General features: G+C 37.6%; 18 protein-coding genes. 13 read left to right on the plus strand and 5 right to left on the minus strand.

The window, feature by feature from the left end; all coding sequences use genetic code 11:
- Nucleotides 1-24 precede the first annotated feature (24 nt).
- Nucleotides 25-444 carry an HIT family protein gene (locus tag HPT25_RS13420; protein WP_173071117.1) on the minus strand — a complete coding sequence of 140 codons (420 nt, stop codon included), beginning with the start codon at nucleotides 442-444 and terminating at the stop codon, nucleotides 25-27.
- Between the two features lie 596 nt (nucleotides 445-1,040).
- On the opposite strand from HPT25_RS13420, the gene HPT25_RS13425 reads away from it, so the two are divergent.
- The 3 genes from HPT25_RS13425 to HPT25_RS13435 all read left to right on the plus strand — a co-directional run bounded on the left by HPT25_RS13425 (nucleotide 1,041) and on the right by HPT25_RS13435 (nucleotide 3,809).
- Nucleotides 1,041-1,781: an ABC transporter ATP-binding protein gene (locus HPT25_RS13425; protein ID WP_173064912.1), complete on the plus strand. Its 741-nt coding sequence runs from the start codon at nucleotides 1,041-1,043 to the stop codon at nucleotides 1,779-1,781.
- Nucleotides 1,774-2,985, plus strand: coding sequence for an ABC transporter permease (locus tag HPT25_RS13430; RefSeq protein ID WP_173064914.1), 1,212 nt, complete (start codon nucleotides 1,774-1,776; stop codon nucleotides 2,983-2,985). The genes HPT25_RS13425 and HPT25_RS13430 overlap by 8 nt, the downstream gene beginning before the upstream one ends.
- Before the next feature lie 101 nt (nucleotides 2,986-3,086).
- Complete coding sequence (locus HPT25_RS13435) at nucleotides 3,087-3,809, plus strand: EcsC family protein (RefSeq protein WP_173064917.1); 723 nt, start codon at nucleotides 3,087-3,089, stop codon at nucleotides 3,807-3,809.
- Between the two features lie 26 nt (nucleotides 3,810-3,835).
- Here HPT25_RS13435 and HPT25_RS13440 read toward each other — a convergent pair whose 3' ends face one another.
- Together HPT25_RS13440 and HPT25_RS13445 are read right to left on the minus strand one after the other, a co-directional pair.
- Nucleotides 3,836-5,008 (minus strand): M20 family metallopeptidase, encoded by a 1,173-nt coding sequence (locus HPT25_RS13440; RefSeq protein ID WP_173064920.1) that lies wholly within the window; start codon nucleotides 5,006-5,008, stop codon nucleotides 3,836-3,838.
- 133 nt (nucleotides 5,009-5,141) lie between these two features.
- The gene (locus HPT25_RS13445) at nucleotides 5,142-5,633 is read right to left on the minus strand and encodes an antibiotic biosynthesis monooxygenase family protein (protein WP_173064923.1); all 492 of its coding nucleotides are present in this window, start codon (nucleotides 5,631-5,633) and stop codon (nucleotides 5,142-5,144) included.
- A 229-nt stretch (nucleotides 5,634-5,862) separates the two neighbouring features.
- On the opposite strand from HPT25_RS13445, the gene hemE reads away from it, so the two are divergent.
- The 7 genes from hemE to HPT25_RS13480 all read left to right on the plus strand — a co-directional run bounded on the left by hemE (nucleotide 5,863) and on the right by HPT25_RS13480 (nucleotide 14,462).
- The gene (hemE, locus tag HPT25_RS13450) at nucleotides 5,863-6,912 is read left to right on the plus strand and encodes a uroporphyrinogen decarboxylase (protein ID WP_173064926.1); all 1,050 of its coding nucleotides are present in this window, start codon (nucleotides 5,863-5,865) and stop codon (nucleotides 6,910-6,912) included.
- Nucleotides 6,913-6,969: 57 nt separating this feature from the next.
- Nucleotides 6,970-7,902 carry a ferrochelatase gene (gene hemH / locus HPT25_RS13455; protein WP_173064929.1) on the plus strand — a complete coding sequence of 311 codons (933 nt, stop codon included), beginning with the start codon at nucleotides 6,970-6,972 and terminating at the stop codon, nucleotides 7,900-7,902.
- Between the two features lie 32 nt (nucleotides 7,903-7,934).
- Entirely contained in the window at nucleotides 7,935-9,377 is a 1,443-nt protein-coding gene (gene hemY, locus HPT25_RS13460; RefSeq protein ID WP_173064932.1) for a protoporphyrinogen oxidase, read from the plus strand.
- Nucleotides 9,378-9,594: 217 nt separating this feature from the next.
- Nucleotides 9,595-10,329: an MBL fold metallo-hydrolase gene (locus HPT25_RS13465; protein WP_173064935.1), complete on the plus strand. Its 735-nt coding sequence runs from the start codon at nucleotides 9,595-9,597 to the stop codon at nucleotides 10,327-10,329.
- 15 nt (nucleotides 10,330-10,344) lie between these two features.
- A complete protein-coding gene (gene lplA / locus HPT25_RS13470) occupies nucleotides 10,345-11,334 on the plus strand; it encodes a lipoate--protein ligase (RefSeq protein ID WP_173064938.1) in 990 nt (329 codons plus the stop codon).
- Nucleotides 11,335-11,510: 176 nt separating this feature from the next.
- The gene (locus HPT25_RS13475) at nucleotides 11,511-13,073 is read left to right on the plus strand and encodes a fatty acid--CoA ligase family protein (RefSeq protein WP_173064941.1); all 1,563 of its coding nucleotides are present in this window, start codon (nucleotides 11,511-11,513) and stop codon (nucleotides 13,071-13,073) included.
- 117 nt (nucleotides 13,074-13,190) lie between these two features.
- On the plus strand, nucleotides 13,191-14,462 hold the full coding sequence (locus tag HPT25_RS13480; protein WP_173064944.1) for a M48 family metallopeptidase: 1,272 nt from the start codon (nucleotides 13,191-13,193) through the stop codon (nucleotides 14,460-14,462).
- 30 nt (nucleotides 14,463-14,492) lie between these two features.
- Here HPT25_RS13480 and HPT25_RS13485 read toward each other — a convergent pair whose 3' ends face one another.
- Nucleotides 14,493-14,729: an IDEAL domain-containing protein gene (locus HPT25_RS13485; RefSeq protein WP_173064947.1), complete on the minus strand. Its 237-nt coding sequence runs from the start codon at nucleotides 14,727-14,729 to the stop codon at nucleotides 14,493-14,495.
- A gap of 196 nt (nucleotides 14,730-14,925) precedes the next feature.
- Here HPT25_RS13485 and HPT25_RS13490 point away from each other — a divergent pair, with 196 nt between their 5' ends.
- Entirely contained in the window at nucleotides 14,926-15,495 is a 570-nt protein-coding gene (locus tag HPT25_RS13490; protein WP_376767927.1) for a competence protein ComK, read from the plus strand.
- 18 nt (nucleotides 15,496-15,513) lie between these two features.
- Here the strand turns inward: HPT25_RS13490 and HPT25_RS13495 are convergent, their stop codons facing one another.
- A complete protein-coding gene (locus HPT25_RS13495; protein WP_173064953.1) occupies nucleotides 15,514-15,879 on the minus strand; it encodes a YhjD family protein in 366 nt (121 codons plus the stop codon).
- Between the two features lie 378 nt (nucleotides 15,880-16,257).
- Here HPT25_RS13495 and HPT25_RS13500 point away from each other — a divergent pair, with 378 nt between their 5' ends.
- The gene (locus tag HPT25_RS13500; protein WP_312857289.1) at nucleotides 16,258-17,127 is read left to right on the plus strand and encodes an LCP family protein; all 870 of its coding nucleotides are present in this window, start codon (nucleotides 16,258-16,260) and stop codon (nucleotides 17,125-17,127) included.
- Between the two features lie 197 nt (nucleotides 17,128-17,324).
- Entirely contained in the window at nucleotides 17,325-17,879 is a 555-nt protein-coding gene (gene lepB, locus HPT25_RS13505) for a signal peptidase I (RefSeq protein ID WP_173064959.1), read from the plus strand.
- Nucleotides 17,880-18,038: the final 159 nt, after the last annotated feature.

The raw sequence follows: 18,038 nt of genomic DNA on the forward strand, positions 1-18,038 counted from the left end.
TACCAAAGGAAAACTTTCTTTTTGCTATAAATGTTTGCTGATATTGACTGCCATTTCTTGCAGAAGATCCGACGTATAGTCGCTTTGATTATTTTTCCATACGATGCCTAATCCGTCACCTTTCCCATACCTTGGTATGAGGTGAACATGGAAATGGAATACGGTTTGTCCCGCTAGCTCTCCATTATTATTGATGGTGTTTAATGCAGGAGGATTGAATTCTGCCTTTAAAGCGTTTGCAATCGCAGGCACTGCTTCATAAATATTTCTAGCGATTTCGGGAGTCAATTCAAAAATATTTTCCTTATGTACCTTTGGAATGACCAAAGTATGACCTTTTGTAACCTGGCTGATATCCATAAAGGCTAAAACATGTTCATTTTCAAATACTTTAGCCGAAGGAATTTCTCCATTAACAATTTTACAAAAAATACAATCGCTCATCATCACACAGCCTTTCAAAAAATGGTTTGAATAATTTTATCATATTAAAAAAAGAAATAAAAAGAAAAAGGCAGGATTCGCATGGAATCCCGCCCTCTCGAAGGGGAATTGCTTCAAACTAACGTTCAATCAGGTATGTTCTTTGTTTGATAAACACCTCATTTAATTATAAAGTGTTTGGAAAAGAAACATCTTTGTTCAAGCTGACCATCCCCTATATTGTTTTTAAGTTATCCCAACTTATAAAACAGTTGATAGGTCTGCGGTAAACACCTCATTTATAGTTTTTTGTCCATAAACAAATGGTGTTAATTGAACTCTAAATGGTCACCATGCACATTGTACAATACAACCATCCCCTTATCTGAAACGTATAGAAGCTCACCTTTTTGAAAAGAAATTGTCTTTGATAGACACCTCATTTCAAATTTTTAAGATGAATTTCTTCATCGAAGTAAGTTGTATCCCCTTCGAATATTATGATGTCCCGTTTGAAAAGAAATATTCAATAACAGATAAAAAATTTGATTTTCTATTTTTTATTAGACCAATTTGTTAAAATATACAATAAACATGTTAACGGAAGGGCGTTGCAAATGTCTTTATTAACAATTGAAAACCTTGTCGGGGGCTATACTAGAAACCCGGTATTAAAAGAGGTTTCATTTGAAGTAAATCAAAAGGAAATCGTTGCGTTGATTGGATTAAACGGTGCTGGGAAAAGCACGACGATTAAACACATAATTGGTTTGATGGAGCCTCATCGCGGTTCGATAAAAATTAATGGAAAAAACTTTATCGACAATAAGGAAATTTACCGCCGTTTATTTACATACGTACCTGAAACACCCGTTTTATATGAAGAACTTACATTAGAGGAGCATTTAAAGTTAACCGCAATGGCATATGGGTTGGATAAAAAGATCTATAATGAACGGATTTCGTTCCTGCTCTCAGAATTTCGCATGGAAAAACGCTTAAAATGGTTTCCGGCACATTTTTCTAAAGGAATGAAACAAAAAGTAATGATCATGTGTGCTTTTCTTGTTCAGCCGTCTCTTTATATTGTTGATGAACCTTTTGTCGGTCTTGACCCACTAGGCATTCAATCTCTGCTGGATCTTATGAAGAAAATGAAAGAAAATGGTGCAGGTATCTTGATGTCCACGCATATCCTAGCTACCGCTGAAAGATACTGCGACCGGTTTGTTATTCTCCACGAAGGGAAAATCCGTGCAAAAGGAACCCTTACGGAATTAAGAGAGCAATTTTCCATGCCTGAAGCCTCATTGGATGATTTGTATATTCAATTAACGAAGGAAGATCATTATGTTTGATGCCAAAACGTTATGGGCAGAAAGAGCTGGCGGACGGATCAGGGATTTTGGAAAGTATTTACGATATATTTTCAATGGACATCTTGTTATTGTTTTGCTTTTTTTAATTGGAAGTGCAGCCTATTATTATCAGAAATGGATCACCACTCTAAAGCCTGAATTTCCAGCATTTCTAATTACAGCCATAATCCTAAGTGTTTTTCTGACACGCAGTCCGGTATATAATTTTTTGCTTGAAGCTGACCGTGTCTTTTTATTGCCGCTTGAAACCCGATTAAAAGGATATTTTCTCCGATCCGGATTGGTGAGTCTTATTTTTCAGGGCTACATTATACTAATGGTTTTTGCAGTTTTGATGCCCATGTACGCAAAAGTAAGCGGCAGGGGCTTTAAAATGTTTCTCTCGTTCTTGATTGTCCTTCTGGCTGTAAAAGGCTGGAACTTGGCTGTCAGTTGGCGCATTCAATATTTTGTACAAGCTGCTGTCCACAACTGGGATATGGCAGTGCGCTATTTTCTTAATGCTGTATTCACTTATTTATTATTAAAAGAAGCGAACTTTTTCCTGCTTTTGGCTTTGATCCTGGTCATGGTGTTTTATTATTGGTCTTTCTATGTTCGGACAAAACTGATGGGGTTAAAATGGGATTTGTTAATCAGCAGTGAGGAAAAACGGGTGGCATCCTTTTATAGGCTGGCCAATATGTTTACGGATGTTCCGACATTAAAGGATGTTGTGAAGAGAAGAAAATGGCTCGATCTATGGATCAGCAAAATTCCTTATCGTCAGGATCAATCGTATCTTTATTTATTTGCCAGGACTTTTTTGCGAGCTGGTGATTATCTGGGACTTTTCATCCGACTGACTGTAATTGGGATAGTAGCGATTTACTTCTTATCCTTCGGCATGGGACAGGTTCTGCTTAGCATTTTATTTCTCTATTTGACCGGTTTTCAGCTTTTACCATTATGGAAGCACCATCAGTATAAGATTTGGGTGGATTTGTATCCTGTTTCCGAAAAGTATAAGCAAAAGTCCTTTTATTTTTTAATACAGATGATTTTAAGTATCGAAATAGTGTTTTTTGCAGTATTTATTTTAATAAAAGGACAAGAATCTGTGGCTCTCATCGATTTGCTTAGCGGAATTTTATTTAACCTAGTATTTGTTCATTTCTACATACAGAAGCGTTTAGAGGTTTAGGTTAAAATTCCCTTTCACATGGAAAGGGGATTTTTTTAAAAAACTCAAGAAGGATTCCTTTAATACCAAGCATACAAATATTTATGAAGGGGGAGACCGGGATGAACGAATATGAACTAAAAGTTTATGACGAAGTTGAAACCTGGAAGAGAAGGATGATGGGACGTTCCGGCATGCTAAAAAGGCTTTCAAAAAAAACTCAAGGAAAAGTCAATGAGTGGATCCCTGAAAAAGTCCATGAGTTAATGACGAATAGTATTAAGGCAATGGTGAAGGCGACATTATTCGGTTCTCAGATTACTACCAGCCATAACGATTTACGAGGGATAACTCTGGAAGAAAAAGATGCTACAGTAAGGAAAAAAATTACTTCTTTTCAGAAAACAGCTATGGTAGAAGGAGCAGGGACTGGTGCTGGTGGGTTATTACTCGGCTTTGCTGATTTCCCACTATTATTATCCATTAAAATGAAATTTTTGTTTGAAACAGCAGAAATTTACGGTTTTCATACCAAAGAATACGAAGAACGGTTATTTATTCTCCATGTGTTTCAGCTGGCATTTTCCAGCGATGAAATTCGCAAGCAGACTTTATCAGAAATTGAAAATTGGGAGGACAGAAAACAGGATTTAATGGAGATGGATTGGCGTAAATTTCAGCAGGAATATCGTGATTATCTTGATTTGGCTAAAATGTTTCAGCTTGTTCCGGGAATTGGTGCATTCGTTGGAGCTTATGCCAATCATAATTTGCTGAAAACATTAGGAGAAACAGCCATGAACGCTTATCGACTAAGAATCCTGACAAAAACCCCTGAACTTTAAAGGGTTCAGGGGGCTTTTGTCTATTTTTAAGAATGGCAGTTTACTGCCGCAGTTCCAAGCGTTTTAGCGGCAATCAGCATTGCTTTCTCATCGATATCAAATTTGGGGTGATGGTGCGGATAACCATCGCCATCAACTGCTGGTTTTGCACCTGTGTAAAAGAATGTTCCCGGAACTTCCTGCAAATAATAGGCAAAATCTTCTCCTCCCATTTGCGGCTCGGTTTCCTCAATATTCTTAACCTCTTCTACTTCCTTGGCACATTCAATCAGGAACTCTGTTTCTTTAGCGTGGTTGATTACTGCAGGATAGCCTCTTACAAAGTTATATTCATATGTACTGTCGGATAAATAGCAGGTTCCATGGATAATTCGTTCTATTTCATTCTCAATGAATGAACGTACACCTTCATCAAATGTCCGGACAGTACCAATTAGTTTAGCTTTATCAGCAATCACATTGAATGCATTTTCTGCTGTAAACGATCCGACTGTGACAACTGCAGCTTCCACTGGATTTACTTTGCGACTGACGATTTGTTGGAGATTTAACACTAGCTGAGAAGCTGTTACAATAGCATCTTTCGTTTTATGCGGCTGGGCACCGTGTCCGCCTTTTCCTTGAATTTCGATTTCAAACCGGTCAGCAGCAGCCATAATCGGACCTACTCGATATTGAATCGTTCCAGTTGGTTCACTTGCCCATAAATGGGTGCCAAATATTACATCAACACCCTCCAAACAGCCAGCTTCAATCATCGGCAATGCGCCGCCCGGTGCGTATTCTTCAGCATGTTGATGAATAAAGACATAATTACCTGAAAGCTCGTCTTTTATTTCATTTAAAGCCTTGGCTAGTACTAGAAGGGTGGCAGTGTGACCGTCATGTCCGCATGCATGCATCACGCCTGGAACAAGTGATTTATAGGGTACATCTTTTTCATCTTGTATGGGTAATGCATCAAAATCAGCCCGCAATCCTACAGTTTTGCCGGGATTTGCCCCATAGACCTTTGCGACGACCCCATTGCCTCCTACATTTCCTTTCACTTCGATATTCAACTGCTCATAATACGATTGAATATATTTAGCTGTTTCATATTCCTGAAAGGATAACTCTGGGCGCTGATGAAAATACCGGCGGATTTCCACCATTTCATCATAATAATTTTCTAGTTTGGCAAACAGCTTTTGCAACATAAGGACCCTCCCTAAAGTAAAAAAGGCTCGTTTTCAAACTATTTTAACATTTCCATCCTGTTTATTGGCAATTTATTTATTAAGCCATCTAAAAATAATGAAAATGGAGCAGTCGATCCATTCCCGAATATGACTATTCTGTAATAGTGTATTGGTTTGTATGTGGTGAGCTGTCAAACAAGTTCGCCCCATTCTTTCCTATGCTTTTTAAATCCTTTTCCCAACAGGAGGAGGAGCTCTTCCAGTTTTCATAGCTTGTTTTATTTTCCCATATGGCAATCATGACATATGTCCTAGACGCTTGTGGCCGAAGAAATCTTAGAGCAATAAAACCAGTCTCATTTTCAATTGAATGGACTCGATTTTTGAATTGATGTTCAAATATCGGTCGTCCTTCGTCTGTTACCGGAATGTTATTCATAATAACAAGACCATTGGAGCCAATCTCGCCTATTGACTCTAAAACGACATATTTTCTTGGTGTACTAAAAACAGTCTTGCCCTTTGTTTCATGTAATAATAAAGCACCGTTCGTACCAAGCATCGGTACCATTGTTTCATTTGGATACTTAGCCTGAATCTTTTTCAGAAAATCAAGTGTTCCTATTGTCATATAAATGTTCATTTTTACCTCCTCCTATCCATTAATTAACAAGTAGTCTATGCCTGAATTATTCATCTATGCTATTTGTCAATTTACAAAAACGACTTTTTTTTGACAATTATTATCGTTTACTATACACAAATAGGAATAATCGGTATAGTGAAGACAGTTTAACTAGTTACAAGTTTTTAAATTAATGAGAAATAGATTAAAATGGAACAGAGATGTCTTTGAAAGGTGGACTTAATAAATGACAAGGCCGATAAATGACACATTTTTAAAAGCCGCCAGAGGTGAAAAAACTGAATACGTACCTGTATGGTATATGAGGCAGGCGGGCCGTTCGCAGCCAGAATACAGGGAAATTAAAGAAAAATATTCATTATTCGAAATCACACACCAGCCGGAATTATGTGCGTATGTTACCCGTTTACCGGTTGAACAGTACAACGTCGATGCAGCTATTTTATATAAAGATATCATGACTCCGCTTCCTGCCATTGGTGTAGACGTGGAAATAAAGGGTGGAATTGGTCCAGTTATCGACAATCCGATCAAGTCACTTGCGGATGTTGAAAAACTTGGAGAAATTCAACCGGAAGAAGATGTTCCATATGTATTGGAAACAATCAAACTGTTAACAAAAGAACAGTTATCTGTTCCATTAATAGGTTTTTCAGGAGCACCGTTTACCCTGGCTAGTTATATGATTGAAGGTGGCCCTTCCCGAAATTATAACAAAACAAAAGCATTTATGTATTCAGAGCCGAAGGCATGGTTTGCCTTAATGGATAAACTGGGCGATATGATCATTACATATGTAAAAGCGCAAATAAACGCCGGAGCAAAGGCTATTCAAATTTTTGATTCATGGGTCGGTGCGGTGAATGTAGAGGATTATCGCTACTTTATTAAGCCAATTATGAACCGGATTTTTTCTTCATTAAAAGAAGAAAATGTTCCGTTGATTATGTTTGGTGTTGGGGCAAGCCATCTTGCAATGGATTGGAATGAGCTGCCCCTGGATGTGGTAGGATTGGACTGGCGCCTGCCAATTCAACAGGCAAGAGAAATGGGAATTAATAAAACTGTACAAGGAAATCTTGATCCTGCTATCCTTCTGGCTCCGTGGGAAGTGATTGAGGAAAGAGCAAAAGTAATTTTAGACCAGGGGATGGCTAAGGATGGCTATATTTTTAATCTTGGACACGGCGTCTTCCCATCTGTGAATCCAGAAGTACTGAAAAAATTAACATCCTTCATCCATGAATATTCTGCATCTCAATTAGGTCGTAAATAGGATATTCAGTGTCGATAATGGAAAAGAAAAAGAGAGAAATACAACGAGGTGCATGACATGGGAAAAAAGAAGCTGGGCTTGTTGGTAATGGCATACGGCACGCCTTATACATTAGAGGATTTAGAGCGTTATTATACACATATCCGTCATGGGAGAAAGCCGACTCCCGAAATGATTGATGACCTCAAGAGCCGTTATGAAGCAATTGGCGGGATATCTCCACTGGCCAAAATAACACTTGAACAAGCTGTAAAATTGGAAGCACAGTTAAATAATATGCAGGACCAGTTTGAATTTAAAATGTATCTTGGATTAAAGCATATTAATCCATTTATTGAGGACGCTGTAAAACAAATGTATGAGGATGGAATAGAAGAGGCTGTAAGTATTGTGCTAGCACCTCATTTTTCAACTTTTAGTGTCAAATCATATAATGACCGTGCGGTAGAGGAAGCGAAAAAATGGGGAGGACCAAAAATCAAGCCTATTGAAAGCTGGTATCAGGAGCCTCGCTTTATTAAATACTGGTCAGATCAAATTAATCAAATTGTTGAAAAATTGCCAGATGAGGAAAAGAAAGAGGCAGTCCTCATCGTATCGGCACACAGCTTACCTGAAAAGATTTTGACATTTGGCGATCCATATCCTATACAGCTCCAGGAAACTGCAGATCTAATTGCTGAACAAACTCTAGTTAAGAATTATGTTATTGGCTGGCAAAGTGCTGGGAATACGCCAGATCCGTGGCTTGGCCCGGATGTCCAGGATTTGACCAGGCAGTTATTTGATGATCATCATTATAAGGCTTTCATCTATGCGCCAGTAGGCTTTGTATGTGAGCATTTGGAAGTTCTTTATGACAATGACATCGAATGTAAAGCAGTAACAGATGAATTGGGTGTCAGCTATTACCGCCCGGAAATGCCTAATTCAAAAGATGAATTTATTCAAATACTTGCCGGTGTAGTGTTAAAGAAGGCAGAAGAATGATACTTGAATAGGAAATTAAAGGGGGGACGTCCGTGACGGAAGTAAAACAGAAGGTTGTAATTATTGGGGGAGGAATAACCGGACTGTCTGCGGCTTTTTATCTGCAAAAAACAGTTATGGAACAAAATCTCCCAATCGAAATCCTTTTAATTGAGGCTTCTCACCGTCTCGGAGGTAAAATGCAAACGGTGGTCAGGGACGGATTTATCATTGAAAGAGGGCCTGACTCATTTTTAGAACGGAAAACAAGTGTCATTAAGCTGGCAAAAGAAGTAGGTATGGATAACCAATTAGTCCATAATTCTACAGGTAAATCATTTGTTCTTGTCAATGAAAAGCTCCATCCTATGCCGGGCGGGTCAATCATGGGAATTCCGACCGAAATCGGCCCATTTATAAAAACAGACTTATTTTCCATACCCGGCAAATTAAGAGCTGCAGCCGATTTTATTCTTCCAAGGTCTGAAAGCGGGAAAGATCAATCATTGGGACAGTTTTTCAGACGCAGATTGGGCAACGAAGTAGTGGAAAATTTAATTGAACCATTATTATCAGGTATTTATGCCGGGGATATTGATCAATTAAGTGTTATGTCAACTTATCCGCAATTTTATGAGATAGAGCAAAAATTTCGCAGTTTGATCATTGGAATGAAAAAAGCCACCCCTTCCCGAGCGAAACAGCCTGTACAAAAGGAAAGAACAAAAGGAGCATTTTTGACATTTAAAACAGGTTTGCAGTCATTTGCAGAAGCAATTGAAGTGAAATTACATCCGAATTCTATATTAAAAGGGCACCGCGTTGAAAAAATCACCAGATTGAATCATCATTATGAGATTTATCTTAATAATGGGGAAACACTGACGGCTGATAGCATTATTGCCTCCACACCACATATCGTGACACAGTCTATGTTCTCGGATTATCGTTTCTTTGATCCTTTTAAATCTGTACCTTCTACTTCTGTGGCTACTGTAGCATTAGCATTTCCAAAGGAAGCGATAAAACAGGATATCGATGGTACAGGCTTTGTTGTTTCAAGAAATAATGATTATTCGATAACAGCTTGTACGTGGACACATAAAAAATGGACGCATTCAACCCCTGAAGGAAAAGTGCTTCTTCGCTGTTATGTCGGAAGGGCCGGTGAAGAAGCGATTGTCGACCTATCAGATGACCGGATCATTAAAATAGTTTTGGATGACTTAAAGAAGATCATGGATATTACAATGGAGCCAGACTTTGCCGTTGTGTCCCGCTGGAAAAATGCCATGCCTCAGTATATTGTTGGCCATAAACAGCGTCTTTCTACCATACATGAGCATATAAAAAAAGAACTGCCGGGTGTATTTATCGCAGGTTCTTCATATGAGGGTGTAGGGATTCCAGATTGTATTGACCAAGGTGTTGCAGCAGTAGCAAATGTTCTAAAATACTTAAATATATATGATTCAAAGAAAGAAGTTGTTCAATAAGGACAGCTTCTTTCTATTTTCACTTTTCAGAGGAAGTTTGGTGGAACTTTTATCAATCGTAATGATTTTAAATTCTACTATTGTCAACCTTAAACTCAAAATAGCAGAGTAGACATTAAAATCCTGAAATATGTCAGGCTCGTTTTGTTATAAAGGAAAAGTTGCCTCTATTTGCGTATATTATAGACATAGATGCTCATAAATTGGAGGGAATGAAATGAAATTAACTGTTATTGGCTATTGGGGCGGTTACCCGAAAAAGAATAGCGCGAGTGCAGGATACTTGCTTGAACACGAAGGGTTTCATTTATTATTGGATTGCGGCAGCGGTGTTTTGGCCAAGCTGCAAAATGTTCTCCAGCTGGAGGAGCTTGATGCAGTCATACTTTCACATTATCACCCAGACCATATTGCAGATATTGGTGTTTTGCAACACGCCAGACTTATTCAAGGATTATTAGGCAAAACTGTATCAAATTTACCTATCTACGGCCACGAGTTTAATCATGGGGAATTTGTAAAATTAACCTATAAGGAGATTACAAAAGGAGTCTCATATGACCCAGGGAAGAGCCTTTCTGTAGGACCATATCAAATTACATTTTTGAAAACCAATCACCCTGTACCTTGCTATGCTATGAAAATCGAAGCAGCAGGAAAAGTTCTGGTTTATACGGCAGATAGCGCTTTTAAAGAGGAGTTCATAGAATTCAGTCGTGGGGCAGACTTATTGCTTTGCGAATGCAACTTTTATGGTCATCAGGACGGAACCCCTGCAGGCCATATGAACAGCTATAATGCCGGACGACTGGCACAAAGTGCAGCTGTAAAACAGTTGATTTTGACTCATTTGCCCCATTATGGGGATCTGGAGGACTTAAAAAATCAAGCCTCCCGGGAGTTCGCTGGTATAATAAAGTTGGCAGATGAATTTTTATCAATTTCACTTTAAGAAGGAGAACAGATCATGTTATTTATTGATAATAAAGGCGTCACAGATCCAAGAATTAATTTGGCCATCGAAGAATATGCTCTGAAAAACCTTGATATTAACGAAACGTACTTATTGTTTTACATAAATGAACCCTCTATTATCATTGGAAAAAATCAAAATACCATTGAAGAAATTAATTCGGAATATGTTGAAAACAATGGCATTCATGTTGTGCGAAGATTATCTGGCGGCGGAGCTGTGTATCATGATCTTGGCAATTTAAATTTTAGCTTTATTACGAAAGATGACGGAGAGAGCTTTCATAATTTTCGAAAATTTACTGAACCAGTAATTTCTGCTTTAAAAAAATTAGGTGTAAAGGCTGATCTGAGTGGGAGAAATGATATTGAAGTAGATGGAAGAAAAATATCAGGCAATGCCCAATTTTCTACGAAGGGAAGAATGTTCAGCCATGGAACCCTAATGCTGAATTCAGAAGTGGACAATGTGGTCTCGGCGTTAAAAGTTAAAAAGGATAAAATTGAATCAAAAGGAATCAAATCTGTCCGTAGCAGGGTGGCCAATATTTCCGAATTTTTGGCTGAACCGCTTAGTATGGAGAAATTCCGCTCCCTGTTGATAAAGTCCATTTTTGAAGGTCAGGAAAACTTTCCGGAATATGTGTTGACTGAAGCAGATTGGGAAAAAATTCATCAGCTTTCAAAAGAACGATATCAGAATTGGGAATGGAATTACGGAAGGTCGCCGAAATTCAATTTGCAGCATTCCCATCGGTTCCCTGCAGGATCTATTGATGTCCGCATTGAAGTGAACAAAGGTCACATTGAAAACTGTAAAATTTATGGTGATTTTTTTGGTGTAGGTGATGTCGGCGAGATTGAAGATAAATTAAAAGGCATTCGATACGAAAGAGTAGAAATTGAAAAATCTCTTGAAGAGATTGATACTGCCTATTATTTCGGGAATGTATCGAAGGAAGATTTTATTAACCTAATATATTAAATTTTTGATGAAAGCACCTTGTTGGAAGGTGCTTTTGCGATTTTTTAGTAAAAATCATTCTTTTCAGAAAATATCGAGTATTATGCTTGAATAGATAAATTTCATTCAATATAATATATTTAGGAAATTGTTACAAAGATGTGAATGAACATTCATTCAGTGAAGGGGAGAAGAAAATGAATTTATCATCACAGCTTCATGAAACAGCCAAGATTTCAGCTGAAAAAATCGCATACTATTTTATGGACAAGCCATGTACTTATTCAGAATTAGATGCCGCTATTTCTAAGTTTGCTTCAGGCCTTGGAAAATTGGGTGTCAAACAAGGGGATCATATTGCACTGCTTCTTGGGAACTCGCCTCATTTTATAATCAGCTTGTACGGGGCATTGAGATTAGGAGCGATCGTCATTCCTGTTAATCCAATCTATACAGTTGATGAAATTGGTTACATCCTCAATAATGGCGATGTAAAAGTTGTTGTGGGTCTTGATCTGATGATTTCACTAGCAGAAAAAGTCCACACATCTTTGCCTAAAGTCACGCATTATATTATCTGTGAAACGGAAGAAAATGAGTTTGCTAAGCAAGGTATCGAGAGCCTTTCAGTTTACAATAAAATGAAATCGTTTTCAGAAGTGATTGCGTCAGGAGATGTTAGCTTTCAAGGACCTGACCTTAAAAGTGATGATACTGCCCTTATCTTGTACACTTCTGGAACAACTGGAAAACCGAAGGGGGCAATGCTGTCACACAAGAACTTATACAGCAATGCAGATGATACTGGAAAATATTTAAAAATGTCCAGAGATGACCGAGTTATTACCACACTGCCGATGTTCCATGTTTTCTGTTTAACCGTTGCGCTGAATGCGCCACTTTTAAGCGGGGCAACTCTTTTAATCGTTCCGAAATTTAGCCCAAAGGAAATTTTTAGACTGGCAAAAGAATATAAAGCTACTCTTTTTGCAGGAGTTCCAACCATGTACAACTTCCTTTATCTATATCCAGAAGGAAATCCTGAGGATTTGAAATCGTTCCGTCTCTGTATTTCCGGAGGAGCGTCACTTCCTGTAGCACTTCTAAAAAATTTCGAAGAAAAATTTCATGTCATGATTTCAGAAGGTTATGGGTTATCTGAAGCATCTCCGGTAACATGCTTTAACCCGCTTGACCGCCCGAGAAAGCCAGGTTCAATTGGAACATCGATTATGAATATAGAAAACAAAGTTGTCAATGAACTTGGTGAAGAGCTTCCTGTAGGCCAGGCAGGTGAATTGATTGTACGAGGTCCAAATGTTATGAAAGGCTATTATAAAATGCCGGAAGAAACCGCGGCAGCTATTAAGGATGGCTGGCTATATACAGGGGACATTGCGAGAATGGATGAAGAAGGATATTTCTACATTGTTGATCGGAAAAAAGATTTAATCATTGTGGGCGGTTTTAATGTGTACCCAAGGGAAGTAGAAGAGGTCCTTTATAATCATAAGGATGTAGTGGAAGCGGCTGTTCTTGGAGTCCCGGACCCTAACCAAGGGGAGGCGGTAAGGGCCTATGTTGTCAGTAAAAACTCGGAATTGACTGAGGCCGATCTTCTTTGTTATTGCAAAGAGCATCTTGCGAAATATAAAGTTCCAGCATGTATTGAATTTTTAGAAGAGCTCCCCAAAAATACAACTGGTAAAATCTTGCGGCGTGCGTTGAAAGCACAATTGGCCCAAGCTGTTGAAAAGTAAATAAACTAATTTGTCAAAAACTCGCTGATCGGCGAGTTTTCTTTAATGTAAAGTTCTAAAATGCCCCTTTCAAACTAAACTTAGTATAGAGAGGTTGTACAAAAAGGGGGACAAATAATGGTAAGAAAAATGGGGGTCTATGCGGTTTTGGCCTATTGTATATATGGATTGTTTTTTTATTGGTATTTATTTCATTTTGCCAATCCTAAACTTCCATTTGAATATCAAGGGACAAAAGCGGATCCTTCCACTTTTTTAAATGGACGGGAACTTGTGTTGAGCGGAGAATATTCCAAAATCAAAAACCTATTGTTTTTCTTATCCACACCACTAGAGTGGTTGATTTATTTTCTTATTTTATTGTTTGGTTTGTCTAAAGCATTTAAGCGATGGGCTGAAAACTCCGCAAAATATAAGCTGTTCCAAAGGGCGATTTATTTATTTTGGCTGCTGTTGTTTGCCTCCATCGCTACATTTCCTTTAAACTATCTCAGTTACTCTATATCCAAAATGTACCACATTTCAACTCAATCCTTTCCATCCTGGATGAAAGATGAGCTGATAGATTTTTGGCTGAATTTTGGAACGTGGCTGATTATTGTTCCGGTTTTATACTGGCTTATGAAAAAGAGCCAAAAGCGTTGGTGGTTATACGGATGGCTGCTATCAGTTCCATGTACTATTTTTTTGATGTTTATCCAACCGGTAGTAATCGATCCTTTGTACAATGATTTTTATCCATTAAATAATAAACACCTTGAATCAGAAATCCTCTCTCTTGCTAACAAAGCCCATATTCCTGCGAAACACGTATTTGAAGTAAATATGGCGGAAAAAACAAATGCGATGAATGCCTATGTAACGGGGATTGGCTCCAATGCAAGAATAGTCCTTTGGGATACAACATTGAATCGGCTGAATGATAAGCAAATTCTTTTTATCATGGCACATGAAATGGGCCATTATGTTGAAAAACATATTTATTTCGGTTTGGCTGGCTATTTATTGTTATCACTTATCATCCTTTATCTCACTTATCGATTGATGAATTGGGCTGTTTCACGGTGGGGAAAAGAACTTAAAATACCTGATGTCCGTGACATTCGATCATTGCCGTTATTTTTTATTCTGTTATCGATGTTGATGTTTGCTGCAAGCCCCTTGACAAACCTTGCATCCCGTTACGAAGAAACAAGAGCTGATCGGTATGCTATTGAGATGACAAAGGATCCTGAAGCTGCAATTTCTTCCTTTCAGGAATTAACAAGATCGGGATTAAGTGAGATAAATCCACCGCTGCTCGTGAAGCTTTTCCGTTACACTCACCCTTCCATGCTCGACCGAATTGCCATGCTTGAGGAATATGAAGTGAAGTATCGAAATAAATAGAAACAAAAAGGCCGTCATACGACGGCTTTTCTAATTTCCAAAACGTCTATTAAGATCTTTAAGCTCTCCGGAAAGCTTGAGAAACGATAGCTTGTCACGGTGGTCAATGGCAAAATCAATTTTCTGCAATAATTTTTCTTTCTCAATCGTAAGCTGAATTTCTGTTAAAAGCATTTCAATGTAGAGGTCCTGGATGAAATTTTCCTTCATTTTGTTCCGTTTCATGGCGCCAATTTTCATTAATTCTGTGTAGGATTTGTCATTCATGAAAATCACCTCTGATGCTTTTTTTAATTATATGGAGTTTTTGAAAGATTATCAATAATATTTGAAATGTTCTGATAAAATATTTTTTTGACAGCAATTTTGTGAATAAATTCGTAACAATTCGATGAAATAAAGGATTTTTTGGGGGCAAGTGGTAAGATAGGGGGTATAACTATTTGGATAGGAGATGACTGCCTTGAAACATCAGATTGAAGAATATCAAATAAATTCATGTACGATGTTTATTAAACCAGTTGAATATGGGAGTAAAATCTTTTCTCAGGTTGTAGAGGTTGATGTAGAATATTTATCTCCTCTTAAACCGCTCGATATTGTTAAAAGAAGCTGCAACTATTTTGGCGTGGATTATGAAAGCAGAAAAAAAGGAACAAGGAATTTAATTGGTTATAATCGGAAAATTCCTATTGCCATTGAACCTGCCAATCATATTTTCTTTTTTCCGACTACATCACCGAAAAGCCATGAGTGTTTTTGGATTTCTCATGCACATGTTGAAGATTATCGCCGCGTAGGACCACACCAAACATTGATCACTTTCCAAAATAAAAAATCTTATCTCTTCCCAGTGTCATTCGGAACTATTGAAGGTCAAATGCTAAGAACTTCGTTATTAAAAACAAAGCTATTACAAAGAATGGAAAATGATAAAAGGAAGTTATTGTATTTATCTTATGGATTAAAACCATCACAAGCATCTGAAAGTTCCCAGGAATACCATCGTGATATTATGAAGGACAGAAGCTAAGCTTGCTGTTTTGCATGTTTAACGGGACGAATGCTTTTTTAATAAATAGGCTTCCATTAATTCTTGAACTTTGTTGCGAATTCTTGGAATAAAGTAATTATGGTTTTCTTCATAACCTTTATAAATAAATAAGTACATTGTAAAGGCATCGTCCCGTTCCGTTTCTAATACTTGAAGCTTATTCTTCTTCATGTATTGTTTCACCTCGGCCAATTCCCTCTGAATTTCCTTAATCGTTTCTTCAATTAATTCCAAATACGGTTTCTTTAATTTAAACGGACTGTTTTCCACAACTAATCGATCACGATTCAATATGATTAAGACCATTGGCAGATAAATGGCTCTTTCCATGATGTCTCTGTCGTCATCGGGGATTCTGGTCATTATTCATCAGCACCTTTCATCGAGAAAGAACAAATGTTCTGCTTTTAATTTTACAAAATAGAAATTAAAAATGCAATACTACTTGTATTTTAACAATCGCATGCTGCGCTAAAATTTTACCAAAAATGACAAAATTTGATGACAAGGATGTTATTGCTTGCAAAATTTGGGGAATTCATGAGAAAGTTTTTATTAAAGAATATCTTAAAGGGGAAAATGAATAATAGAAGAAACTTTGCTGTTTATAATGAAGTCATATAGAATAGTGAAAATACAAAGCAAATAGGTGATAACATGAGAGCGGATAAGCATCGGAAAAAGCGGCGGATTAAATGGAAGAATATCCTGCTCCTTTTCCTATTTTTAATTGCTTGCACGGTGGGGTATACTTTTTTTCAATATAAACAGGGTGTTAACCAATCATTAAATAAAATAGCAAAAGAGCAACCATCCGAACAGCCGACAGCGAAAATTGAATATAAATTTTCAGGGAAAAAGGATCAGTATGGTGATACAAATATCCTGCTTCTTGGCAGTGATGCCCGGAATAAAGATGAAAGTTCCCGTTCAGATACCATTATGATTGTTCATTACAATGAGGATAAGGGGACATTTAAGCTTACTTCGATCATGCGTGACAGCTACGTGGACATCCCCGGATATGGCAAGCATAAAATTAATGCTGCTTTTGCCTATGGAGGTCCTGATTTATTAAGAAGAACTATTAAACACAATTTTGGAATTGATCTGCAATATTTTGCTATTATCGATTTTCAAGGCTTTGTCCAAGTGATTGATGAAGCATTTCCGAACGGTGTGGAGATTAATGTGGAAAAGAAAATGTCTAAAAATATTTATATGACGTTGGAGCCGGGATTACAAAGATTAAATGGGACGCAGCTCCTTGGTTATGTTCGCTTTCGTCATGATGCCATAGGTGATTTCGGAAGAGTTGAGCGGCAGCAAAAGGCCGTCAATGCCATTAAAGAACAGTTAAGCGGCATCCAAACGATTGCAAAGCTTCCGAAATTAATTGGTGTACTAAGCCCTTATGTAAATACAAATATTCATCCTTCAGATGCTTTGTTTATGGCAAAAAACTTATTGAATAAAAAAGGTAAAATGGAAACGTTCAGAATTCCAGTTGTAAACAGCTTCACTGAACCCCGAATAAAAGGGGAGGGAGAAGTATTGGATCTAGATGTCGAAAAAAATAAAGAAGCTCTCCGGCAATTTATTACAAAATAATCGAATGCTTTCCATCTAAAATTAGTTAGGTGGGAAAAGCTATGGAGAGCCTGTTTAATGAATGTCCCTTTCTTTCTCCTGCTTTATTTACCATTACAGTTATCAGAAAATTTCAATGAAATTGAATAAGTGCTTTGTAAATGACCATAATGGAGAAATAAATAGAAACCAAGAGCAGGAGAAATGGAGGAGCATGAATGAAGGTTGAATGGAAGAAAGAAGGAAAGGAATGGGTGAAAGCATTTGCAATTGGCATTATCATTTTTGCTTTTATTCGAGCGTTTTTCTTTTCCAACTATATCGTTGAAGGGCAGTCCATGATGCCGACTCTTCAAGATGGTAACAAGCTGGTTGTGAATAAACTGGGTTATCAAATGGGTGACTATCACCGTTTTGATGTTATTGTTTTTCACGCAAATGCAAAAGAAGATTTTGTAAAGCGAATTATTGGGCTTCCTGGTGATAAAATTGAGTACCGTAATGATCAGCTGTATATAAACGGACATAAATATGCGGAGCCATTTTTAAATACCTATAAACAGAAATCTCCCGGCGTTAAGCTTACAGGAGATTTTACGTTAAAAGAAATTACTGGTGAAGATACAGTACCGGAAGGAAAACTATTTGTTTTGGGGGATAATCGTCTGGGGAGCTGGGACAGTCGATATTTTGGCTTTATTTCCATTCAGCAGGTTGTCGGAAAAGTGGACTTGCGTTATTGGCCGTTAAACGAAATGAATACTCATTTTTAAAGCACGATGCACAATCGTGTTTTTCTTTTGGCCGAGATTTCTTTAGCAACATTTGCTGTCTTTGGCATAAATCTGTTTGCTGGAATCCAAACATTTGTGCTTATTATATGATAAAATGAGACATACAAACTGTCATTAGAAAGGGAAACTGGGGGAGAG

The sequence above is a fragment of the Neobacillus endophyticus genome, assembly GCF_013248975.1.
Classification (GTDB): Bacteria; Bacillota; Bacilli; order Bacillales; family Cytobacillaceae; genus Neobacillus; species Neobacillus endophyticus.